This window comes from Actinotignum sanguinis, from assembly GCF_003957255.1.
Taxonomy (GTDB): Bacteria; Actinomycetota; Actinomycetes; order Actinomycetales; family Actinomycetaceae; genus Actinotignum; species Actinotignum sanguinis.
In genome coordinates this window covers 39608-61050 of record NZ_QDIE01000010.1, presented here as the reverse complement: position 1 = coordinate 61050, position 21443 = coordinate 39608, and the positions used below count along the sequence as shown (strand labels likewise).

Below are 21443 nucleotides of genomic sequence, written 5' to 3'. Positions count from 1 at the left end.
GGATAACCCAGTTCTAGGACTGTTTGCCTTAGAGAGCCAAGCTTTTCCAGGATGGCGAGAGCTCTTTGCTTGTCTTTGGCGGAGTACCTGATCCCGTTTGCAACTCCCGGTTTCTTATTCATTGAACTATCTCCTTAAAAATCTCTAGGAAACCGTCCGCACCCCCTTAAGAAATTGTTTTGATGTCACCAGGTTGCATCCTGTGGGCGGTGCTGTCACCAGGTTGCATCCTGTGGGGGTTCGATCATCCAGGTGCATGGTTGTGAGGACTGCGGGGGCGCGCCCTATTCGCGAGCGGTGACACCAGGCGCCTAGACTGGTAGCCATGAGTGTTCGCCGTCCCCCCTCGCGCCCCGAGCGCAACCGCCGCATCTCCGCGCGCGGAACTCAGCACACTCAGCGAACCCAAAGAACTCAAGGGAATCACGGGACTCAGGCGAACCGCGAGGATACTGCGGCGAAGCCTCGCTCAGGTAGCATGCCAGCTCGTTCCGCTCACTCGCCGGCGCGTTCCGCCAACTCTCCCGCCCGTGCGGGTGCTGCTTACCGCAGCGAAACAACGCCGCGCCCGGGGGCTAATCCGCGGCCGGGCGCCAAACCGCGCCCCGGAACGAAGCCACGGCAAGGCACGGCTAGCCGGTCGGAAAAAACCAGCCGGCTGGGGCAAGGTAGCGCTCGGACGGCTACACAAGGCCGGAACGGCCAGCGCCGCGCTATCACAGTCGAATCTGGCCAGCGCCAGCACACCGTGAGTTTGCGAGCGGTGGCTATTGCGCTTTTCGCGATCCTCGCCATTATTATTGTGACCCCGACGGTTTCGCGTTTCTCTGCCCAGCAGCATGAATTGCGGGCGGTGCGTGCGGAGCTGGAAAGCGTGCAGCAGCACACCCGGGAACTCGAAGTGGAAAAAGCCCTGTGGAACGACCCGGATTACGTGCGGGCCCAAGCCCGGGTGCGGCTCGGCTACGTTGTTCCCGGCCAGCGGCTCTTCGTGGGCGCGGACCCGAACGAGGGCACCGCTCAGGAGCAACTGGAAGAACGGGTGGCTACCGTTAACCGCGAGCGCCGCGCGAATACTCCGTGGTATATCACCGGCTGGGATTCCATCACCATTGCGGGTAACTCGGTGGACGGCCAGCTCGATAACCCGGACGAGGCCCCGATGTATACCCCGCCAACGCCGCAACCGGAAAGCGAGGCGCCGGAAGATGCCACCCCGGAACCCGATACCGCGCCGGCCCCAGATACCGCGCCCGCAGCCGATACCGCGCCCGCAGCCGATACCGCGCCCGCAGCCGATACCGCGCCCGCAGCCGAAGGAGAATAAGTATGACCGATGTCCTCACCGAGCGCGATGTCACCCCGGGGCTCCTCAGCCGCATCGCCGTGAACGCCACCCCGCTGCGCCCCACTGACCGCGCCGAGGTAGCTGCGCAGCTCGGGCGCGTCCCGCGCGGCCTCGTCGGCATCGGGGCGCGCTGCGCCTGCGGCCGCCCCGCGGTCACTATCACCCTCCCGCGCCTCGGCCACGGCGAACCATTCCCGACCCTCTTCTACCTGTGCCTGCCCTACCTGGTTAAAGAGATTTCTCGCCTGGAAGCGCGTGGGGAGATGGCCACCATGACCTCCGTTTTATCCGACGACGCCGCACTGCGCGCGGCCCACCGGGCCGCCCACGAATCCTATATTGCGCGCCGCTCCCTGCTGGGTGATGTCCCGGAAATTGCCGGGGTATCGGCAGGGGGAATGCCCGAGCGGGTCAAATGCCTGCACGCGCTGGCGGGCTATGCACTCAGCGCGGGGCGTGGAGTCTGCCCACTGGGGGACCGTGCTCTTGACCTGGTCGGCTGGGATGGCACCACCTGCCACTGCGAAGAGTCCCCCGCCTCCCGCGATGATGAAACCAGCGCAGCAGCGCACTAACACCAGTGCACGAGAAAGGACTTATACACCAACCATGTTGGTCTCAGATACCTCCACGCCCACCGCTCCTGCTGCGCCCGCCCGGCCCGCCCGGCGGGTTGCCGGTATTGACTGCGGCACCAATTCCATCCGTCTCCTCATTGCCGATGTTCCAGGAGTAGACGGTAGTTCCCTGAGCGATATCACTCGCCACATGGAAATTGTTTACCTGGGCCAGGGCGTGGATGCCACTGGGCACTTCGCTCCCGAAGCGCTCGAGCGCACCCTCAAGCAGGTCGAAATTTACGCGCGGATGTGCCAGAAAGCGGGGGTAACGTCCATTCGCTTTGCCGCTACTTCCGCCACTCGCGATGCGTCCAACCGGGCGGACTTCCTCGACGGGGTGGTGGCCCGACTCGGGGTGCGCCCCCAGGTGCTCACCGGCACCCAAGAAGCCCAAACCTCGTTCTCCGGCGCGATTTCCGCGCTGAGCTCGCCCGCCTCCCCGGTGCTCCTTATTGACCTGGGCGGCGGCTCCACCGAACTCGTGCTCGGCCGCGCGGACGGCAGCGTGATGGCCAGCTACTCTATGGATATCGGTTCGGTGCGGATGCGCGAACGCCACCTGCGCCACGATCCGCCTACCCCGGCCGAACTGGAGAGCGCCCGTGCCGACATTCGCGCGGCCCTGGACGAAGCAGAAAAGCACGTGTCCTTCGGGCAGGCCGAACAGGTGGTTGGAGTAGCCGGTACCGTTACGTCAGTAACCGCCACCTGGCTGGGGCTCGATACCTATGATTCGCAGGCAGTGCACGGCACCGCAATGCCGCTGGCTGATATTGACACCGTGACCGACTGGTTTATCCACGCGCCCCTAGAAGAACGCGCCGCGCTCGGCTTTATGCACCCGGGGCGAGCCCCCGTGATCGGTGCCGGGGCGCTGGTATGGCAAGAAGCGGTACGCCGCATTGCCGAGCGCCGGAGCGCCGCGGGCCGCCCGCTTGCCACCATCACCACCTCGGAACATGACATCCTCGACGGCTTGGCGCTATGGGCCGCCCGGGAACCCCAGCCACCCGCCCGGCCCGCCGCTTAGGCGGCGGAGTCCGCGCTGCCGCTAGCGCCGTCGTCGTGCAACGTACCAGAGGCGCGATGGTGCCGCACCCGCACCCGGGTAGCGAGCGCCCCGAGAACCACTGAGAGCAGTGTGCCGAGTAGCACGCCCACGCGCGCGTGGGCTTCGTGCGGGTCGGTGGGCGCGAAGGAGAGCTGCGCGATAAGTAGCGACACCGTGAAGCCGATACCGGCCAGGATCGACATCGGGAAAATATCGCCCAGGTGCAGACCTTCGCCCAATTTGAGACGAAAGACTTTCACGAAGAGCCAGGTGCCGCAGAAGATTCCGATGCATTTGCCCAGCGGGAGGCCCAGGTAGATGCCGATGGCAACCGGGTCCGCGAGCAGCGCGGTGATTCCGCCGGCATCGGTGATATTCACGCCCGCGGCGAAGAAAGCGAAAATCGGCAGCGCGATGCCCGCCGACCAGAAAATAAGCCGTTCGCTATAGCGTTCCGTGAGCGGGGTATCGTCCGCGTCGGTGGTGGAGGTGGGGATCATGAAACCAAGGACCACCGCGGAAATTGTGGCGTGGACGCCGGCGCGGAAGAAGCAGTACCAGCACACCAGCGCCAGCGGCCATAGCAGCCACCAGCGGTTCCACCCTTTCCAGCACAGCAGCCCGAATACGGCCGCGACCAGCAGGCCGCCGCCGAGGAAGAGGAAATTGACACCCTCCGAGAAGAAAATCGCGATAACGATAATGCCGCCCAAGTCGTCGGCCACCGCGAGCGTCATGAGGAAAATACCGGCGGCTTTCGGCAGCCCTTTACCCACCAGCGCCAGCACCCCGAGCGCGAAAGCGATATCGGTGGCAACCGGAATGGCCCAGCCGTCATAAATACGGGCGCCCGAAATAGCCTGCGTGGCGCAATAGACCCCGATGGGCCCGAGCATGCCGGTCACCGCTGCCAGCACGGGGAGAGCCGCTTTACGCGGGTCGTTGAGGGAACCGATGGTGAACTCCTGCTTGAGTTCCATTCCCACCACGAAGAAGAAAAGCGCGAGCACGAAATCCGCGGCCCAATGCGCCAAGTCTAGGTGGAGCCCTAGGCTCTCCGGCCCGATTTTTGTGGCAGCCAGCGTGAAATAGGTATCGCGGCCCGGGGAATTGGCCCAGATAAGCGCCACGACCGCCGAAATAACCAACACCAGCCCGGCAAAAGATTCATTGCGCAGTGCCTGGCTGTAGCGCGTGACCGGCGCCGCGAGTTTCCCCACCCGGCGCAGGCCCGGGCGACGTTTGCGCTGCTCGGCTCCCGAGGCGGTTTCTGGGGTCGCGGCGCTTTCCGCGGTGGCGGCGGATTCGGGTTCGGTGGCGGATTCGTGAGTGGTGTCGCGGTGCTCGCGCTGTGTCATTCCCTCTCGATTCTATGTGCCTAGGTTTTGGTGGTACGACGGCGCAGCTACCGGCCGGCGGCCCTCTACGCAGGTAAAAGCCGGTGAAGCGACGCGCTTAGGATCCCTCCTACTCTACAGGGTGGCGCAACAAGGTAGTATTCTAGGGATGTTCATACGCGCCAATGTGCTCGCATGTTCAGCCCCCGTAGCCCAATTGGCAGAGGCACCCGACTTAAAATCGGTTCAGTGTCGGTTCGAGTCCGTCCGGGGGTACCGCCGGATGCTGGCATGGTTTGCGGATTTATTCCCGGAAACAGTGTTCTTAGGCTGATTGAGGAAAACCGAGAAGCCTTTCAGGAAAAATTCAGGCACGGGCTTGAGAATAACCCTGGAGACGATATTGGACGAGTTATAACCAAGTTTCTACGTAACCTGGATGCTAACCGGACGATGGTCGCGTCTGATAGTAGGCGGGCCGCTTATCCGGCGGTCCACCACAATACAGGAGGGTATTTTGTCGAATCCCGTGATGAGTAACAACCCGTATTTCCGCAAGGGTGCTGCCACACCGAACCAGCAGTTCCGCGGTGGCAATATTGCAACGGAACCGCGTCAGGGTTACCAGGCCGGTCCGGGTGTTTATGAACAGCCGGGTGGCTACGGTACGGAGCAGCCCGATTGGTATAACCAGCAGAACTTTGCGCATCCGGACTACGGTCAGGCTTATCAGCAGCAGGGCTATGGCCAGTACGCGGGTGGCTACGGCCAGCCCGGTGCTTTCGGGGCTCCGGCCACCGCCACCATGACCTATGACGATGCCATGGTGAAAACCGCGATTCTGCTGGCGGTCTCCATTGTTGCCGGCGCGGCCACCATGCTCTTCGTGCCGCTGGATTACGCGATGATGCTCGCGATCCCGGCCTCCCTCATCGCTTTCGCGGTGGGTATGTTCGGCGCCTGGCGCCCGATGGTCGGCCCGGGTATCTCCATTGCCTACTCCCTTTTCCAGGGCGTGGCCCTCGGTGCGATCACCAATGCTTTTGACACTCTCTATCCGGGGGTGGCTTTCCAGGCGATTCTGGGTACCGCGATTGTGGTGGGTGTGGCGGTGTTCCTCCACATGTCCGGAAAGGTCCGCACCACGGCCAAGGGCCGGCGTGTGGTCCTTACCATTATGATTGCCTACATTATCTTCGGTTTCGTCAATCTCATTCTTATGCTGACCGGCGTGACCAACTCGCTGCGCAATATTACGGTGGGTGGCTTCCACCTGGGGATCATCCTCGGGCTGGTTATGATCGCGGTGGCCGGCTACGTGCTCATCTCCGATCTGGAAACCGCCAAGCTCGCGGTGGAACGCCACGCCCCGAAGGAATTTGCGTGGACGGCAGCCTTCGGCATCGTCATGACGGTGCTGTGGATCTACCTCGAAGTGCTGCGCGTTGTGGCCTACCTGGCCGCATCCTCGCGGAACTAGGGGAATCGCGAACTAGCCGTAATCGCGGAACTAGAGCCAGAATTTCAGAACTAGCAGTACCGCGGCACTAAGGCTGATAGCTACAGCAAAGGCCGGGACGGATGTTTTTCCGTCCCGGCCTTCGTGCATGATTCCCGCGTTATTCTTCCCCGGGAGGGCCCGGCGAGGTACTAGCCGAGCGGGCCAGCACCCGGCAGCGGGCCGGCACCCGGCAGCGGGCAGGCGATTCCAGTGCGCGAATGGCATTGGTAGCCGTGCGGCACCTTATGGAGATACCCCTGGTGCTCCTCTTCGGCCAGGTAGAAAGGCCCGGCGGCCAGCGCCGGCACCACTTCCGTCACAATAACTCCCCGCCCGGCAGCCCGGAGAACATCCTCATAACCAGCAATCATGGCCCGAGCGGTGCGCTCCTGGGTGTCCGTCGTCGTAAAAATAGCGCTGCGATACTGGGTGCCCACATCGTTTCCCTGCCGGTTAAGCGAGGTGGGATCGTGAGACTCGAAGAAAAGCTGAAGCAACTTTTCCAGCGGGAGCTCGCGCGGATCGAAAACTACCCGCACCGTTTCCGCGTGCCCGGTGCGACCCGTGCACACCTCAGCGTAGGTGGGATTGGGCGTGGTACCACCCATATAGCCGACCGCGGTGCTCAGCGCACCCGCCTCCCAGGCTAGCTTTTCCGCACCCCAAAAACACCCGGAGGCAAGGTAAATGAGCTCCTCACCCGGCCCGGGTTCAGCCAGGAGGGGAGTCCCCAGGACCGCGTGCGGCGCCGGATTCGGATTAATCGGATCGCCCCGGCCGGGCAGTGCGGTGGTAGCAGAAAGATTCACGATCAGCTCCTTACCTCGTACCTAGACTTTCGCTTTGCTGTCCGTTTTCGCTTGTGCCTTCGCGTGGCACCCGAGCCTTCTAGCCTTCGTAAGGCTTGATATCGAGGATTTCCACCTTGACGGGCCGGCCCAGGCGGTTCTTGAAGGTGGTTTTTTCCCCCTTCTTCAGCCCCAGGATCGCCTGCCCGAGCGGCGCGCTTTCCGGATACACTTCCATTCCCACGATGTCAGCGGCCTCGCGCGAACCGAGGAGGAAGGTTTCTTCCATGCCGCCAATCGTGGCCGTCACAACCGTGCCGGAGGCAACCTCATCGCCCGAGGGCGGTTCGGATACGTGGGCGTTTTCCAGCAACGCGGTCAGCTCCACGATCCGCCCCTCCAGCTTCGACTGCTCTTCGCGAGCCGCCTGATAGCCGCCGTTCTCCCGCAGGTCACCTTCCGAGCGCGCCGCTTCGATCTTCTTGGCGATTTCCGCGCGCTGGACGGTAATCATGTCATTGAGTTCGGCCTTGAGGTGCTCGTACGTTTCGGGGGAGAGCCAAGCCCCCTTGGTGTTTTCAGACATCTCTTCCTCTTTCTCGTCACGGCGGGCGGGTGCGGTACGCACCTACCCGGTTGGTCATTCTGTTATGAGCCCGCGCTCGCGCGGCGCAGCTCGGCACGCCTTCGTGCGGCGATGCGGTTGCGGGGGCCCGAGCGCTGGGCGCGGGTGGGACGCCCCACTCGGATAAAAAAATTCATGCCCTGACAGGCATGTTTCTCCGGCTAAGCATACCAGCCTTCCGGCGGTTGCAACATTCCCGGCCCGTATTCCACGTGGTTACCACCGCGGGGCAGCGCCCGAGTCGTCTTGGTAGAGTAGCGCGGTGAATCGGCCTGCTGGCAGCCGCGCTCGTGAGCGCGCGCCCGCAGTCCCGTATCACTAGCAGAAAACCCGCGCGATGAGCCCACGCGCCAGCTGCGGAAGGAGAAGGATAATGGACGAACGCCGCCTCCTCTGCGTCCATGCCCACCCGGATGACGAATCATCGAAAGGCGCAGCAACCCTGGCATCATACGCCCGCCTCGGCCGGGTGCGGGTAGTCACCTGCACGGGTGGCGAACGCGGGGATATCCTCAATCCTTTATTCGACGACGCCGCTCTGGCCGGGCGCACTATGGCGCAGCTACGCCGGGAAGAAATGGCAGCAGCCGCTCGAATCCTCGGCATTGAGCACGTTTTCCTCGGCTTTGTGGATTCCGGACTCCCCGAGGGCTACCCGGATGTGGAGCTGCCCGCCGATAGTTTTGCCCGGGCCACGGATGCGGATGTCCACCGCGCGCTCGTGGCCCAGATCCGCGAATTTCGGCCCCAGGTGGTGACCACCTATGACGAAAACGGCGGCTACCCGCATCCCGATCACTTGCGCACCCATACCGCGACCCTCGCGGCAGTGCGGCTGGCGGGCGAGCCGTGCTGGCCGGAACTGGGTAAGCCCTGGCAGGTCTCCAAATTGTATTATGACGCCAATCTTTCCTTCACCCGGCTGCGCACTTTACACGAAGCGATTCTCGCCGCCGGCCAGGCCAGCCCATTCACGGAATGGCTCACAGAGGCCGCGCAATTCCCGCGCCCGCGGCATGCCGCAACCACGCGGGTCGACGTCGTCGCATATTTTCCACTACGTGACGCGGCCATGCGTGCGCACGCCTCCCAAATCGACCCGAACGGGCTTTTCTTCGCTGCGCCGCGGGAGCTGGAGGCGCAGGTGTGGCCGCACGAGGACTTCTACCTGGCAGCCTCCACCGTGGGCCCGGCGCCCGCGGAGGGCGAAACGGACCTCTTCGCGCGGGTGCCCGGGTTGGAGAGCGAAGAGCAAGCGGCGGCGCGCTACCGCTAGTGACTGCCCGTTCCCGCTAGCTACTGCGCGTTTCCTACCCGTTCCCCGGCGTCCTTGCGGGCATCTTGAGTGATGAGCTTTTCCACGCCGTTGCGGTAATCCTCGGATTCTGCGGCGACCTCCTCGGCCTGCGCGCGCAGTTCTTCCACAGAGAGCTGCGCGGTGTGGCGAGGCATGGTGGCGAGCACCTGCGCGGCCTGGGTGCGCGGATCCCAGCGTACTTCCGGCCAGCGCGGGGCCAGGTGGGCCAGCGCCTGGGCGAGGAGCTCGGTCACCGCGAGCCGCGCGAACCACTGACGGTCTGCCGGCACCGCATACCACGGGGCATATTCCGTGGAGGTGCGCTCAAACATCGCCTGGTAGGCATCCATATAGGCGGGCCACTGGGCGCGTGCCGCCACATCAGAAGGCGAATACTTCCAGTGTTTATCGCGGCGCGCCAGCCGGCGCAGCAGCCGGAACCCCTGTTCCTCATAGCCGATAAGCAGAGCCACCTTGACGAGCGTATATCCCGCATCCACGAGTTCCCGCTCGAACTCATTAATCTTTTTGTACCGCTCCTCGATCTCCGCGGGAGTAGCCAGCTCATCAACCTTCCCGACCAGCACGTCCTCGTAATGCGAGCGGTCAAAAACGCCGATCATCCCAGCCGGCGGTAACGCGCGCCGAATCCGCCACAGGAAATCGTGGGAGAGTTCCTCCGCGGTGGGTACCCCGAAAGAACGCAGATGCACGCCTTGCGGGTCGACCATCCCGAGCACGTGCCGGCAAATACCGCCCTTCCCGGCAGTATCCATCCCCTGCACGACGAGCAGCACCCGCCGTTCGCCGCCCTGACGCGCTTCAGCGTAGAGCCGTTCTTGCAGCTCCGCGAGGAGCTTGCCACGCTCCTTCATGGCAGCTTTCCCGGCCTTTTTCGCGCCGTGCCAGCCCGGCGTGGATCCGGTATCAACGGAGGCAATCTGAAAACCATCCCGGACCCGCAGCGCAATTCCGGGGGCCGTACTCCAGCTGACGGCCTGCTCTCGCGCCTCCGCGTTCTTCTTTTTGCTCATCTTCTCTTCACTCCTGTGCCTGAGAAATTCTCTGTGATGCTGGGCACCATTCTAGAGGAGGGGTACGACGACGCCGCGCGGCCCTGCGGGCCGCGGGGAGCTGGCAGCGGGCTTGCTGGCAGCTGGCTTGCTCGCAGTGAGCGTGCTGGCCGGTGGTGCGCAGGGTGCCGGGTGCGCCGTGCCGGCTGGGCTCACGAGGCGACAGCGAAGAGGGTAAGCCACACCGCCACCGCGTGGCAGGCGTAGCCCGCCACTGTCCCGGAGTGGAAGAATTCGTGGAATCCCCAGGTGCGCGGCCAGGGATTGGGCCAGCGGAATGCGTAGGCGAGTGCGCCTACCGTGTAGCAGATCCCGCCGGCAATAATGAGCCAGACGATGGCCGGGCCGCCGGCCTCCCACATATCGGGGAGGAACCAGATGGCCACCCATCCGAGCGCAATATAGAGGGGAACGTACAGCCAGCGCGGGGCGGCCGGCCAGAAATTGGAGAGCGCTATCCCGCCGAGCGCCCCGCCCCACACGATGGCCAGCACCAGCGCTGCGGTGCCGCCCGGCAGTAGGGCAAGGGAGAGCGGGGTGTAGGTTCCGGCGATAAGCAGGAAAATATTTGAGTGATCCAGGCGCCGCAAAATAGCGTGTACTTTCGGTCCCCACGAGCCCAGGTGATAGACCGCGGAGTGACCGAATAACACGACGGCGCTCAACCCGAACACTATGACGCCGATGGTGAGTGCGGCAGTGGGCGCAAAAACTATTTGCACGATCATATTTGCCAGCGCAAGCGGGGCAATAATGGCGTGCTGCCAACCGCGCAGGGTTGGTTTCGGGAGTGCGCCCGCGGGCAAGGATCGGAGATTCCGTGCTGCCCGGGCCCGCCCTGGCGCGGTATGGGAAGCTCGGTCTTTCTTTTCACGATGCGGTGGCTGAGAGAGATGATCCGGGTGGCGTTCGCTAGTGGCGTGACAAGGACGGGTCATGGTGCTCCCCACGTGGTCGGTGAATACCTCCGGGATATCCGAAGATCAGCAAACGCGGCGATGGGCGCAGCGGTACGTGTGGTTCCGGTTTGCCCATCGCTGTGAGCCGCTGGCGCAAGTGTACGCTGCTTGCCTGAGTATTTTCCGGGTATCTTTTCCTGTTCCCTCAGGATGGGCGGGCTACAGTTAAACGGTTAGGCATCTAGTTGTGCGGCTCAGCTGCGGCTTTGACGGGCGCGGGTCGATTGCAAGCATTGCCGGGCGCAGCTCAATTGCGGCTCCCGGGCACGGCTCGGGCCACAGTGGCTAGAACGAGGGAGGGAGACAGCGTGGGAATGTCAGCATGGCTCTACGCAGCCTATGAGCGCCGCTTGGTGCGTGAGCTTTCCGGGAAGCGTATGCCCAAGCATGTGGCAATTATGCTGGACGGGAATCGCCGCTGGGCGCGGGAGCTGGGAGAATCTGCCACCTTCGGGCACCGGGCCGGGGCTGAGCGTATCGCTGAGGTCCTCGGGTGGTGCGAAGACGCCGGCATTGAGGTGGTGACCCTGTGGTTGCTCTCCACGGATAATCTTTCCCGGGCAGCGGAAGAAGTGGGTCCGCTACTGACCATTATTTGTGAAACTGTTGAAAATCTGGCGCGTTCTGGCCGTTTCCGCCTGGTGGCGGTGGGGAATCTCGATCTTCTTGGTGAGGAATATGCACAGCGCTTGCGTGCCGCGGCCGCGAGCACCGAAGCCTGTAGCGCTTTACATGTGAATATTGCGGTGGGCTACGGCGGGCGTCAAGAAATTACCGACGCGGTACGCTCCTATCTGCGCGATGAAGCAGCAGCCGGGCGTAGCCTCGCGGAGGTTGCCGAAGATTTTTCGCTCGCGGATATTACTGACCATCTTTACACCCGTGGCCAACCTGATCCTGACTTGGTGATTCGCACGAGCGGGGAGCAGCGCATGAGCGGTTTTATGCTCTGGCAGTCCGTGCACACCGAACTCTATTTCTGCGAAACCTACTGGCCGGATTTCCGGCGCGTGGATTTCTTGCGTGCCCTGCGTGACTATACGCAACGTGACCGGCGCCGCGGGCGCTAAATCAAGCCTTCGCGACTCTGGTATTCGAAGAAGCCCTCGCTGAGTTCATTGCGGGTGAGCGGTTCCCAGCCGGCATGCGCGGTCATAAGGCTGCGTGCGGTGGTGGCGAAAGCACCCACGGTATACAGGTGGGACATGGACATGGTGGCGAGCCCGGGGCTAGCTTCCCGACCGAGCAGACTCACCCGGTCCAGCGTATCGATGGTGGTGGCTATAAAAGCGCTGCGAGCTCCTGCCACGTCCACACAGGGGCGCGGCAGCGAAGCTACGTGGAGGCGGTCACCCGAGGCGGTGATCATGAGTGCGGCACCGTCCTCAAGAAGAATGGCCACGAGTCGCGGCCCGAAGCTAAACCAGTGTTCGGCTACCGCGGCGAACTCATTTTCGGGACCGCTGATACCGTAGAGGAGCCGGATGTCTTTTGAGGTTGCGACGACGACGTCACTAAGCTGCAAGAAACTTTCGGCTTGGATACGGACCCGATCCAGGTTGCGGGCCCGGGGGTGGCGCAGTGCCGGGGAGTAGATGATGGTGGAGGTGGACCGGCACACCCGCAGCCACTCGCGGACGGTGTGAGCTACGGGCATGGCGTGGCAGGCGTCCCCACCGAAAATAGTGGCCGAGGGGCTGAAAAGATCAAAATCTAGTTTGCGGGCGCCGCGTTCCGGAGCTGGCAAAATATTCCAGCTTTCTTCCGGATCCCCGTGCCCCTCCCCGTAATGAGCTTCGGTGAAAGCAGCCGGGGGCGGGGTGGGCAATCCGGAGGCGAGAGCGGCGCTGGAGGGAGCCGAGGTGGGGCGCAAGAGGAGTTCCACGCCGTGCTCGGCGGCGTAATCACGCACAACTTGTGGATCGGAGGCTTCGGAGACATCGGTGACCATCCGCACTTCGCGCGCCAGGTGGGCCAGATTGACCGCCACCTTAAACATGGTGCCGGCACGAAAAGGGGTTTCCTGTTCGCGCTGGTTGGCGATGGCATCGCCAATGACAAGAACTGTCATGCGAAATCCTCGGGGTGGCGGGTGAGCGGGGTGGTATCAAGACCTGTTCCGTCCGCGAATTCTTCCGGGTCGAAATCATCATCATCGCCGGCCGCGGGGTTCGCAACGGAAGTCTGCTGGGTGGCGGTGGCGCCACCGGGTGTGCCGGTGGGAGCGGCCTCACCGCGCGGGGCAGCGGGGGCGGATGCCGCCGCGGGTGCGGCTTGAGGAGCTGGCTGAATCGCCGGTACGTCTTCTGCGCGTACCTCACGCACCGCTTCTCGTAGGGCAGCTACCCGGTCTTCCTTGGACGCCTGTGCCGGAATGGCGGGGGCGGGTGCCTGATAGCTATCCTGCGGCGCCGCTGCCGGTGGAGCAGGGTTCACTGGAGTGCTTGCGGGAGCCGCGGCCTGGTTTGCTGGGGCAGGCACCGCGGGTTGGGCTGGAGCGGGGGCCGCGCCAGCCGGGGCGGGGAGATCCGCGAGGCTTTCGCCGCGTTCGGCCGCATCGATCCGGGCGGCAGCGCCGTCAAGCCAGCTCTGGCAGTGGCGGGCTAGAGACTCGCCTACTTCCCACAGTCGCAGGGATTCTTCGAGGGGAATGGAGCCCTGCTCCAGGCGGGAAACAATATCGACAAGGCGAGCCCGGGCCTCTTCATAGCTGAGGGTAGCCACGCGCGCTTCAATATCTTCGCGCGGGCGGGGGGCGGAGGCACCTGATGCGTGAGGTAAGTTGTGGGGTGAGTCCGGCGCTGGCGCCGGGGGCGTGAATCCCTCAGGAGTGGGTCCCTTAGTTGCCATGCGCGCTCCCTTTCACTTCGAGATGGAGGGTTCCGGCGGCCAAAATGGCACGCAGGTGCTCCCCGATTCGGACATCGTTTTCTTGTGAGACTACTCTGTCATCCCCGCTTAGGATAACCGAATACCCGCGTTGCAGTGTTGCCTGGGGTGAGAGGGCCCGCAGCTGGGAAAGAAGCGAGGCGATATCCTGGGAACTGGAGGCCATATCTCGCCGGATATGGGCCCGCAGCCAGGAGCGCAGCGACTGGATATCCTGTTCGCGCACCTCCACCATAGTGCGGGGGCGGGCCAGGACGGGCCGGGCGCGTAATGCTTCGAGTTCTTTGGTGGCCCGGTCAAGTCGATGGCGCATCCCCTGGCGCAAGCGGCGCACAGCTGCCTGCACCCCGTCGAGCTCAGCTTCCCGATCCGGAACAATGCGCTTGGCAGCATCCGTGGGCGTGGAGGCTCGTAGATCTGCCACGTAGTCACTGATGGGATTATCTCCCTCATGCCCGATAGCGGAGACCACGGGTGTATGGGTGGCCGCAATGGCACGCACGAGGTGCTCATCGGAGAAGGGAAGGAGATCTTCCACGGAGCCGCCCCCGCGTGCCAGCACAATGACATCCACACCCGGGTGAGTATCTAGTTCACGCAGGGCCGGAATCATCTGGGCCACGGCGTCTCGGCCCTGGACCGCTACTTCGCGTACCTCAAAACGCACTCCGGGCCAGCGCAGCGAGGCATTAATAATGACATCTTCTTTTGCCTTGGTATTACGCCCCACGATAAGACCCACCGCGCGAGGTAAGAAGGGGAGGGGCTTTTTACGTTCGGGGGCGAAGAGACCTTCGGCTGCGAGTTTGGCTTTTAATGCCTCCAAACGCGCGAGGATATCACCCACACCAACGGGGCGGATTTCTTGTGCCCACAGGGAGAGTGAGCCATTACCGGTATAAAAATCGGGAACGGCCCACACCACCACTCGGCTTCCGGAGGTGACGGTGGCGGGAAGTAGATGGCTGAGGATTTTCACCGTCATGGAGACGTTTTCTTCCAGATCCCGCAAGGTGAGGAACTGGACTTTCGCTCCGGGGCGGCGCTGGAGGGTAATGACTTCACCTTCCACCCATAACCGTGACATTTTCGCCACGTATTCCCGGATTTTTACCGAGAGGAGACGCAGCGGCCACGGGTGATCCGGTGTTGTCTGCGCAGCCCGTTGCGGCAGCGTTGCGGGTACCGGAGTTGTTGAAGCCATATCAGTTATCGTGCCATGTTTTGCCCCGCACTGCTACGGGACAATCCGTGTTTCACGATCATCTTCGCCATCGAGTGCCTCCCGCAGCCCAGCATCGTGGAAACGTTTGACTTGGCCTTCTTCCGCAGCAATGGCTGGCGGGGTGGAAAAATCAGCATCCAAGCTTTCCAGGCGCCGCGCGGTGACCAGCACGCGCGAATCGAAAGAGGAGAGCACGGAATTGTAGTTTTTGACCGCTGAGGTGAGGGAGTTCCCGAGCTTTTCCAAGTGACCGGCCACCACCCGGAGCCGATCCGTCATTTCCCGCCCGAGCGTAATAATATGCCCGGCCTCTTCACTGATCTTGCTGGAGGCCCACAGTGTTGCCACGGTGCGCAGCAACGCCAGCAGCGAGGCCGGAGACGCCGGAACTACCCCGAGGTTCAAGGCATCTTCCAGGAGCGGAGGATCGGCGCGCAGCGCCTCCGCCAGGAGCGATTCGCCCGGAAGGAACATAATGGTGAGCCGAGGTGACCCCGGGAAAAGTGCCGGGTAATCCCGTTTGGCCAGCGCGTTTACGTGGGAGCGCACCGCCTTGGCATGTTGGGAGAGGAAATCTTGGCGCCGCGCGATTTCCTCCGCCGTGGTGGCCGGGACGGCCTGTGCCTGGAGCATGGCGGTGAGGGGAACCTTGGCATCGAGGGGAAGCTGAGCGCCGCCGGGGAGGTGGATAACCATATCCGGGCGCGCGAGCCCGGCATCGCCACCGCGCCCGCCGCCCGCGCGCGAGGATACCTGCTCGGAAAAATCCACGTGGGGGAGCATCCCCGCGGCCTCCACCACCCGGCGTAATTCCACTTCACCCCACATTCCCCGCGCCGAGGTGGAGCTAAGTGCCCCGCGCAGCGCCTGGGTGGCCCGTGCGAGATCTTCCTGGGTGCGGGCCGCCGCGGTGAGCTGGGTACGGATTTCGGTGCGCTGTTCGCCCTGGAGGACCTGAACATCACGGACCCGCTGCTCCATTGCGCTGAGCTGCTGCGTAATAGGAGCCAGAGAACGCAAAATATCGTTATCTGTTTTAGCACGCGCGATAAGCCCGTTATTTTCCTCTTCTAAACGATCCGAGCGGGCCTGGGCGGCCGCCAGCTGCGCCCGCACCGCCCCGGCATCGCGCTGCGCCTCCTCCAGTTGCTGGCGCACCTGCGCCAGCTCCCGCGCCGACACCGCCCCGCCCGCGCGCACCCGCGCGCTCAAGAAGCCCAGGGCGAAACACGCGCATCCCACCGCGATCAGAGCACCTATAACAATCGAAATATCCATAGCGGTATTCAAACACCCACCTACGACAGAAAAATGGGAGGGAAGCGAGCTGGCGTCGTCGTCGCCCCTTGTTCTACGCACGGTACTTTGGTATTTTTTGACGTAGCGGAGAGTAGCGTACATCACAATAAATATAGGGCTAACGTCACCGCTGGCGGTGCTGCGAGGGAGCGGCACCGGGAAGAAAGGAACACCATGTCTACTATCGTTGTGACCGGAATGGGCTCGGGTATCGGCGCTGCCTGCGGGCAGATTCTGGAAGAACGCGGGCATACGCCCGTCGGTGTCGATTTGCGCGGGGCGGAATTTGAGGCGGATCTGTCCAGCCCGGAAGGGATCGCGGATGCGGTTGCTCGGGTGGCGGAAAAGTATCCGCAGATCGATGGGGTGATCGCGAATGCGGGAACCCAGAGTAATTCGCCTCTCGATCTCAAGGTGAATTTCTTTGGCGCGCGTGACACCGTGCGTGCTTTCCTTCCCTACCTGGAAAAAGCGGAAAACGGGCGCGCGGTTATTACCGCGTCCTGCGCCAGTTTGCAGCCCAGCGATCCCAAGCTTGTCCAGCTCCTCCTGGATGATCAGCGCGAAGAAGCCCTCGCCTACGGCAAGGAACTGGCCGCGCAGGGTCCGATGCAGGGCTACGCGAATTACGCGTGCTCCAAGCGCGCTATTGCCACGTGGGTGCGCCGGGCGGCGGTGAGTGAGGAATTCGCCGGGCGCGGCGTCGGGCTCAATGCGGTGGGGCCGGGCGTGGTTGCCACTCCGATGACGAAAGAACTCCTCTCCACCGAAGAAGGGCGCAAGCAGGCTTTCGGTGCGCTGCCCGCCCCGTACCACGGCGCTTCGGAAGCTCGCGATATTGCCGATGCGCTCGTCTTCTTCGTGACCGGACTCTCGCGGACCATCACGGGCCAGATTCTGTATATCGACGGCGGTGCGGACGCAATTCTGCGCGGTGAAGATATCTGGCATGCCCCGAAGTCCATGGACACGCCGGCGCAGTAACGCGGCGTCCCGGTGGTGCGCGGCGTAGCGCCACCGGGCCACAAACGCATCCGGTGTGCAGCCCGCCCTCCCTTCTCTTAGCTAGAATGGAGGGCGTGGCTTTAACAATTGGTATTGCAGGACTCCCCAACGTCGGAAAATCGACCCTTTTTAATGCGCTCACGCGCGCAACGGTGCTCGCGGCGAACTATCCTTTCGCGACGATTGAGCCGAATGTGGGTGTGGTACCGCTCCCGGATGCGCGGCTGACTAAGCTTGCCGAAATTTTCGGGTCCCAGAAAATCCTGCCGGCAACCGTCGATTTTGTGGATATTGCCGGAATCGTACGCGGGGCATCCAAGGGGGAGGGGCTAGGCAACCAATTCCTCGCCAATATTCGCGAAGCGGATGCGATCTGCCTGGTCACCCGCGCTTTTGCCGACCCGGACGTGGTCCACGTGGAAGGTCGCGTGGATCCGAAGGATGATATCGAAACGGTCACCACCGAACTTATCCTCGCTGATATGCAGACCCTGGAGAAGGCCATCCCGCGCCTGACCAAGGAAGTGACGGGGAAGAAAACCCCGAAGGAAACGCTCGATGCAGCTCAACGGGCCTACGCGCTTCTCGAGGCGGGGGAGGTGCTGTCCAACCACGCCGCAGAATTTGACGCGGATACCCTGCGCTCTTTCCAACTCATGACCTCGAAGCCCTTTATCTACGTTTTTAATACCGACGACGACGGCCTCGCTGACACTGCCATGCAAGAAGAACTACGTGATTTTGTGGCACCGGCCCAAGCTATTTTCCTCGACGCCAAATTCGAAGCCGAACTGGTGGAACTCAGTGAAGAAGAAGCACGGGAAATGCTCGAGGCTACGGGGCAGGAAGAATCCGGCTTGGATCAGCTGGCCCGGGTAGGCTTCGATACTCTCGGCTTGCAGACCTATCTGACGGCCGGTCCTAAAGAAGCCCGCGCCTGGACCATCCACAAGGGTGATACCGCCCCGCAGGCCGCCGGCGTGATTCACACCGATTTCCAGCGCGGCTTCATTAAAGCCGAGGTGGTGTCGTTCGATGACCTGGTGGAATACGGCTCGGTAGCCGCCGCTCGCGAACACGGGAAACTGCGCCAAGAAGGCAAGGATTATGTTATGCAGGATGGCGACGTGGTCGAATTCCGCTTTAATGTGTAGGTAGCGCGAGGGAGTGGACATGAAGGTCGATATTGCCTTGCGCCCGGTGCGTGAAAGCGACGCCGCAGCTGTGGTAGCGGCCTTCGCCTCCCATCCCGATATGATCCGGCAGGGCAATATTACGGATCTGGCTAGCGCCCGCCGCTATATCGCGCAGATATTGGCGGAGCCCGACTCGCAGCTGGCCTGGGTGATCGCCCGGGAAGATAGCGATGAACTCATCGGCATGGTTCGCATCCAAGTCAATGGGGATGAGAAAAGCGGGTGGTTTTCCTACTGGCTGCACCACGATTACTGGGGGTGCGGAATCATGTCCAGAGCTGCGGCAACGGTCGCGGATTGGGCGCTGCACGGGCGCGGGCTGGAACGCTTGGAACTCGGACACCGTGTGAATAACCCCGCCTCGGGAGGAGTTGCCCGCGCGGCGGGATTCCTCAAGGAAGGAACCGAACGCGGGAAATTCCTTATCAATGGCGCGCGCATCGATGTTGATCTGTACGGGAGGCTCGCGGCTGACCCGTTACCGAGCTATCGCCCCGTCCCATATCGCGGATAACCAGCTCAGGGCCTCTTCCCCTAAAAGTGTTTGTCGTTACACTTAAAGGGCCATGAATACCACTACATATGATGAATTTTCGGTGACAACCGCGCGGTTGCGACTGCGACTGCACCGGCCCGATGATGCGCCGTGGCTGCACAGTATTTACAGTCGCGAAGATGTCACCCGCTACCTCATGACCGATGCCTGGAATCCCGAACGGGCGGTCAACGAAGCTGCCCAGCGTGCCCAGGCGCGGGATTTGCGCGGCCCGCAGGCCGCGCTCGCCGTCGTAATAGAACTTGATGCACAACCTATCGGGGATGTGCGCCTGTGGATGACCGATCCGCAGCACGGCGTTGCGGAGATCGCCACCGTGCTGCACCCGGATTTTCGCGGGCACGGTTACGCTTCGGAGGCTATGCGGGCCATGATTCGCTACGCCTGTACCGAGTGCGGGGTGCATCGCGTTGCCGCGCAAATGGACGCGCGGGATCGGGTGTGCGAGCTCATGCTCCAGCACGCGGGAATGCGTAAAGAGGCGCATATGCGCCAGGATTTCTGGCTCAAAGGGGAGTGGACGGATACTATCGTCTACGCCGTGCTCGCCAGTGATCTGGATGAGAATGCCGGTGCTGCGGTGGGACACGGCGGTGAGGCGCAGGCGCCCACCAGTACCGCAGCGGATGGTGCTCATACCCGAGCGAGCGATGTTCGCACAGAGCTGAACCGGGGCACTACCTATCCCGTTGAAAGGTAAATGAGTGATTGGTAATCTGGGTGTCGCTCACCTCAATGAAAGGACACGTTTATGAAGATCGCAATTATTTCCGGATCAATTCGCGAGGGTCAGGCCACCGAAAGTGTGGCTCGGTACGTCGCCCAGCTCGCATCCCAGCGGGCTGGGGAGGCCACCTACGAACTCGTCAACATCAAGGATTTCGATATTCCGCTCCTCACCAGCCCCGTGGTTCCGGCCGCGGCCGCGGGCCGTTACGATAACCCGGCCATTCAGCGCTGGGCCGATAAAATCGGTGAATTCGACGCCTTTATTTTCGTGACCCCGGAATACAACCACGGGGTTCCCGGGGCGTTCAAGAACGCGGTTGATGCGCTGGGTATCGAGTGGATGAATAAGCCGGTTGCCTTCGTGGGACACGGCTCCATCGGGGGCGTGCGCGCTATCGAGCAGTGGCGCCAGATTACGGCTAATTTCAATATGCCCGCCATCCGCTCCGAAGTGAATTTCATGATGTTTGAGGATTGGACAGCCGGCGACTTCACCCCGTTGGAACGCCGCGCGGGTGAAGTAGAAGCCGTGCTGAGCGGCCTTGAACAACTCACCTCCCAGCTCGCGAAGTAAAGAAACCTACCGTGACACGTGCCTGCGCCGCAGCGGTATGGCGCTCCTGTGATTCCCCACTGGGGCAATTCGCCGTTGCGGCGCAGGCGCATGCGCTTATCGCGGTGGTGCTTCCCGGGCTGCCGCGCCCGCAGGCGGTTATCGAGCTTGAGAAAGGCGAAGAGCGGTGCCGGGCGGAGCAGCTCGCGGCGGAAGCATGCGCCCAGCTCACCGAATATTTCGCGGGGGAACGCACCTATTTCACACTCCCGACCGATCTGGTTCTCACTCGCGGCCCCTTTGCGGCCCGGTTGCAGCGCACCCTCGGGGAGATTCCCTACGGGCAGACCCGCTCGTATGGCCAGCTTGCTGCAATGGCGGGCAACCCGCGTGCGGTGCGTGCGGTGGGATCGGCATGCGCGCGTAATCCGATACCTATTGTGCTGCCCTGCCACCGAGTGCTTGCCGCGCGTGGCGCCCTGGGCGGATACGCGGGCGGGCTGGATATGAAAAAAGCACTGCTGCGGCTAGAAATGCCCGGGGTGACTGGAAAAGTCTGAGGCGGCTGGAAAGGCATGGGGTCGCTGAAACTGGCCGTTCCTCGCAATAAGCGCAGTTGTGCCAGAAAAACTCCCGCGCGGGCACAAGCTACGCCGCTAGCTTATGAGCCGAGGAGCGGGAGGACTTCGGCAAGATCAGTAATGCGATAATCGGCATCTGCCTCCAGCTCAATACCGGGAGTTTCTAGGAGAGCACCGGCTACGCCAACTTTGTGCGCCGTCGTGATATCGATGGGTCGATCTCCGATGGCGAGGGTACGGGCCGGATCCAGGTGGTGTTTGTTGATCATATGGGTGAACATTGCCGGATCGGGTTTGCGCGGGAAGCCGTCCTCGGGGCAGACCATATCGCTAACCTGGAGGCCCAAGCCCTCCAGGAGGGTGCGGGCGCTCGCGCGATCCCGGTGCGTGACCACCACGTTGATCCCGTTGATCCCGGCAACCGCGGCAAGAACATCATGCACATGCGCCATCGCGGGCGGAGGTGTGATTTTCCAGGAGTCTTTTAGTTCTTGTTCGCGCTCGCGGAACCGCGCTTCGGGAATCCCGAAACGGCGCGAAAGCTCGGTGATGGCGAGGTTGGTGGAACGCCGGGTCAGGCGGGCAACCTCCAGGAGGGAAACCTCCTGACCGGAATCGAGCACAACGGCCTGCAAGGTGGCATCCACGTGCGGGTAGGTATCCACCATGGTTCCGCCCATATCCCAAATGATGTTGTGGAACATTATTCCTCCTCGCCTGGGCGTTTCCGCCGCACGTACCGGCACATCGTGGCTCCGCTTGCTAGCGTGCCGCGTTCGCGCACTCCCTCCAGCCTAGCCAGTGGCTGCCC

22 protein-coding genes and 1 tRNA gene are annotated in these 21443 nt (G+C 62.7%); 13 read left to right on the top strand and 10 right to left on the bottom strand.

What is annotated here, in order from left to right:
- Positions 1-763 precede the first annotated feature (763 nt).
- The 3 genes from DDD64_RS04080 to DDD64_RS04070 are packed head-to-tail and all read left to right on the top strand — an operon-like array spanning position 764 to position 2998.
- Positions 764-1327, top strand: coding sequence for an FtsB family cell division protein (locus DDD64_RS04080; RefSeq protein ID WP_126135141.1), 564 nt, complete (start codon positions 764-766; stop codon positions 1325-1327).
- Between the two features lie 2 nt (positions 1328-1329).
- Positions 1330-1923, top strand: coding sequence for a DUF501 domain-containing protein (locus DDD64_RS04075; RefSeq protein ID WP_126135140.1), 594 nt, complete (start codon positions 1330-1332; stop codon positions 1921-1923).
- A gap of 34 nt (positions 1924-1957) precedes the next feature.
- A complete protein-coding gene (locus DDD64_RS04070; protein WP_126135139.1) occupies positions 1958-2998 on the top strand; it encodes a Ppx/GppA phosphatase family protein in 1041 nt (346 codons plus the stop codon).
- On the opposite strand, the gene nhaA is transcribed toward DDD64_RS04070, so the two are convergent.
- Positions 2995-4377: a Na+/H+ antiporter NhaA gene (gene nhaA / locus DDD64_RS04065; RefSeq protein WP_126135138.1), complete on the bottom strand. Its 1383-nt coding sequence runs from the start codon at positions 4375-4377 to the stop codon at positions 2995-2997. The two genes, DDD64_RS04070 and nhaA, sit on opposite strands and share 4 nt — an antisense overlap.
- 181 nt (positions 4378-4558) lie before the next feature.
- On the opposite strand from nhaA, the gene DDD64_RS04060 reads away from it, so the two are divergent.
- Together DDD64_RS04060 and DDD64_RS04055 are read left to right on the top strand one after the other, a co-directional pair.
- Positions 4559-4632 (top strand) — tRNA-Leu (locus DDD64_RS04060).
- A gap of 256 nt (positions 4633-4888) precedes the next feature.
- Entirely contained in the window at positions 4889-5836 is a 948-nt protein-coding gene (locus tag DDD64_RS04055) for a Bax inhibitor-1/YccA family protein (protein WP_231366723.1), read from the top strand.
- A 170-nt stretch (positions 5837-6006) separates the two neighbouring features.
- Here the strand turns inward: DDD64_RS04055 and msrA are convergent, their stop codons facing one another.
- Positions 6007-6666 (bottom strand): peptide-methionine (S)-S-oxide reductase MsrA, encoded by a 660-nt coding sequence (gene msrA / locus DDD64_RS04050; protein ID WP_126135137.1) that lies wholly within the window; start codon positions 6664-6666, stop codon positions 6007-6009.
- A gap of 79 nt (positions 6667-6745) precedes the next feature.
- The gene (locus tag DDD64_RS04045; RefSeq protein WP_016443212.1) at positions 6746-7231 is read right to left on the bottom strand and encodes a GreA/GreB family elongation factor; all 486 of its coding nucleotides are present in this window, start codon (positions 7229-7231) and stop codon (positions 6746-6748) included.
- A gap of 412 nt (positions 7232-7643) precedes the next feature.
- On the opposite strand from DDD64_RS04045, the gene mca reads away from it, so the two are divergent.
- Positions 7644-8546, top strand: a complete 903-nt coding sequence (gene mca / locus DDD64_RS04040) for a mycothiol conjugate amidase Mca (RefSeq protein WP_016443211.1) — start codon at positions 7644-7646, stop codon at positions 8544-8546.
- Positions 8547-8566: 20 nt separating this feature from the next.
- On the opposite strand, the gene DDD64_RS04035 is transcribed toward mca, so the two are convergent.
- Both DDD64_RS04035 and trhA read right to left on the bottom strand, forming a co-directional pair.
- The gene (locus DDD64_RS04035) at positions 8567-9601 is read right to left on the bottom strand and encodes a PPK2 family polyphosphate kinase (RefSeq protein WP_126135136.1); all 1035 of its coding nucleotides are present in this window, start codon (positions 9599-9601) and stop codon (positions 8567-8569) included.
- Between the two features lie 191 nt (positions 9602-9792).
- A complete protein-coding gene (gene trhA / locus DDD64_RS04030; RefSeq protein ID WP_126135135.1) occupies positions 9793-10578 on the bottom strand; it encodes a PAQR family membrane homeostasis protein TrhA in 786 nt (261 codons plus the stop codon).
- A gap of 335 nt (positions 10579-10913) precedes the next feature.
- On the opposite strand from trhA, the gene DDD64_RS04025 reads away from it, so the two are divergent.
- The gene (locus tag DDD64_RS04025; RefSeq protein ID WP_126135134.1) at positions 10914-11669 is read left to right on the top strand and encodes an isoprenyl transferase; all 756 of its coding nucleotides are present in this window, start codon (positions 10914-10916) and stop codon (positions 11667-11669) included.
- Here DDD64_RS04025 and DDD64_RS04020 read toward each other — a convergent pair.
- Genes DDD64_RS04020 through DDD64_RS04005 form a run of 4 tightly spaced genes read right to left on the bottom strand, consistent with a single transcriptional unit; the run spans position 11666 to position 15991 of the window.
- Positions 11666-12670 (bottom strand): carbohydrate kinase family protein, encoded by a 1005-nt coding sequence (locus DDD64_RS04020; protein WP_126135133.1) that lies wholly within the window; start codon positions 12668-12670, stop codon positions 11666-11668. The two genes, DDD64_RS04025 and DDD64_RS04020, sit on opposite strands and share 4 nt — an antisense overlap.
- On the bottom strand, positions 12667-13449 hold the full coding sequence (locus DDD64_RS09135) for an exodeoxyribonuclease VII small subunit (protein ID WP_206435375.1): 783 nt from the start codon (positions 13447-13449) through the stop codon (positions 12667-12669). The genes DDD64_RS04020 and DDD64_RS09135 overlap by 4 nt, the downstream gene beginning before the upstream one ends.
- Positions 13439-14692: an exodeoxyribonuclease VII large subunit gene (xseA, locus tag DDD64_RS04010; protein WP_016443205.1), complete on the bottom strand. Its 1254-nt coding sequence runs from the start codon at positions 14690-14692 to the stop codon at positions 13439-13441. The genes DDD64_RS09135 and xseA overlap by 11 nt, the downstream gene beginning before the upstream one ends.
- 33 nt (positions 14693-14725) lie before the next feature.
- The gene (locus tag DDD64_RS04005; RefSeq protein ID WP_126135132.1) at positions 14726-15991 is read right to left on the bottom strand and encodes a DNA recombination protein RmuC; all 1266 of its coding nucleotides are present in this window, start codon (positions 15989-15991) and stop codon (positions 14726-14728) included.
- Positions 15992-16186: 195 nt separating this feature from the next.
- Here DDD64_RS04005 and DDD64_RS04000 point away from each other — a divergent pair, with 195 nt between their 5' ends.
- From DDD64_RS04000 to DDD64_RS03975, 6 genes are all read left to right on the top strand, one after another.
- Positions 16187-16996, top strand: a complete 810-nt coding sequence (locus DDD64_RS04000) for an SDR family oxidoreductase (protein WP_126135131.1) — start codon at positions 16187-16189, stop codon at positions 16994-16996.
- 95 nt (positions 16997-17091) lie between these two features.
- The gene (gene ychF, locus DDD64_RS03995) at positions 17092-18171 is read left to right on the top strand and encodes a redox-regulated ATPase YchF (protein WP_126135130.1); all 1080 of its coding nucleotides are present in this window, start codon (positions 17092-17094) and stop codon (positions 18169-18171) included.
- Between the two features lie 19 nt (positions 18172-18190).
- Entirely contained in the window at positions 18191-18727 is a 537-nt protein-coding gene (locus DDD64_RS03990; RefSeq protein ID WP_126135129.1) for a GNAT family N-acetyltransferase, read from the top strand.
- A 52-nt stretch (positions 18728-18779) separates the two neighbouring features.
- Entirely contained in the window at positions 18780-19469 is a 690-nt protein-coding gene (locus DDD64_RS03985; RefSeq protein ID WP_126135128.1) for a GNAT family N-acetyltransferase, read from the top strand.
- A gap of 51 nt (positions 19470-19520) precedes the next feature.
- Positions 19521-20072: an NADPH-dependent FMN reductase gene (locus tag DDD64_RS03980; protein ID WP_126135127.1), complete on the top strand. Its 552-nt coding sequence runs from the start codon at positions 19521-19523 to the stop codon at positions 20070-20072.
- An 11-nt stretch (positions 20073-20083) separates the two neighbouring features.
- The gene (locus DDD64_RS03975; protein WP_126135126.1) at positions 20084-20611 is read left to right on the top strand and encodes a methylated-DNA--[protein]-cysteine S-methyltransferase; all 528 of its coding nucleotides are present in this window, start codon (positions 20084-20086) and stop codon (positions 20609-20611) included.
- A gap of 101 nt (positions 20612-20712) precedes the next feature.
- Here the strand turns inward: DDD64_RS03975 and DDD64_RS03970 are convergent, their stop codons facing one another.
- The gene (locus DDD64_RS03970) at positions 20713-21336 is read right to left on the bottom strand and encodes an HAD-IA family hydrolase (RefSeq protein ID WP_126135125.1); all 624 of its coding nucleotides are present in this window, start codon (positions 21334-21336) and stop codon (positions 20713-20715) included.
- Positions 21337-21443: the final 107 nt, after the last annotated feature.

Bases quoted from the DNA above. Each gene is read 5' to 3' on its own strand.
- DDD64_RS04020 (WP_126135133.1), bottom strand. From the start codon at position 12,670: ATGACAGTTCTTGTCATTGGCGATGCCATCGCCAACCAGCGCGAACAG.
- DDD64_RS04075 (WP_126135140.1), top strand. From the start codon at position 1,330: ATGACCGATGTCCTCACCGAGCGCGATGTCACCCCGGGGCTCCTCAGC.
- xseA (WP_016443205.1), bottom strand. From the start codon at position 14,692: ATGGCTTCAACAACTCCGGTACCCGCAACGCTGCCGCAACGGGCTGCG.
- nhaA (WP_126135138.1), bottom strand. From the start codon at position 4,377: ATGACACAGCGCGAGCACCGCGACACCACTCACGAATCCGCCACCGAA.
- DDD64_RS04025 (WP_126135134.1), top strand. From the start codon at position 10,914: ATGTCAGCATGGCTCTACGCAGCCTATGAGCGCCGCTTGGTGCGTGAG.
- DDD64_RS04055 (WP_231366723.1), top strand. From the start codon at position 4,889: ATGAGTAACAACCCGTATTTCCGCAAGGGTGCTGCCACACCGAACCAG.
- DDD64_RS04000 (WP_126135131.1), top strand. From the start codon at position 16,187: ATGTCTACTATCGTTGTGACCGGAATGGGCTCGGGTATCGGCGCTGCC.
- DDD64_RS04045 (WP_016443212.1), bottom strand. From the start codon at position 7,231: ATGTCTGAAAACACCAAGGGGGCTTGGCTCTCCCCCGAAACGTACGAG.
- DDD64_RS04035 (WP_126135136.1), bottom strand. From the start codon at position 9,601: ATGAGCAAAAAGAAGAACGCGGAGGCGCGAGAGCAGGCCGTCAGCTGG.
- DDD64_RS03985 (WP_126135128.1), top strand. From the start codon at position 18,780: ATGAATACCACTACATATGATGAATTTTCGGTGACAACCGCGCGGTTG.
- DDD64_RS03990 (WP_126135129.1), top strand. From the start codon at position 18,191: ATGAAGGTCGATATTGCCTTGCGCCCGGTGCGTGAAAGCGACGCCGCA.
- DDD64_RS04005 (WP_126135132.1), bottom strand. From the start codon at position 15,991: ATGGATATTTCGATTGTTATAGGTGCTCTGATCGCGGTGGGATGCGCG.
- DDD64_RS03970 (WP_126135125.1), bottom strand. From the start codon at position 21,336: ATGTTCCACAACATCATTTGGGATATGGGCGGAACCATGGTGGATACC.
- DDD64_RS04070 (WP_126135139.1), top strand. From the start codon at position 1,958: ATGTTGGTCTCAGATACCTCCACGCCCACCGCTCCTGCTGCGCCCGCC.
- DDD64_RS03980 (WP_126135127.1), top strand. From the start codon at position 19,521: ATGAAGATCGCAATTATTTCCGGATCAATTCGCGAGGGTCAGGCCACC.
- trhA (WP_126135135.1), bottom strand. From the start codon at position 10,578: ATGACCCGTCCTTGTCACGCCACTAGCGAACGCCACCCGGATCATCTC.
- DDD64_RS09135 (WP_206435375.1), bottom strand. From the start codon at position 13,449: ATGGCAACTAAGGGACCCACTCCTGAGGGATTCACGCCCCCGGCGCCA.
- mca (WP_016443211.1), top strand. From the start codon at position 7,644: ATGGACGAACGCCGCCTCCTCTGCGTCCATGCCCACCCGGATGACGAA.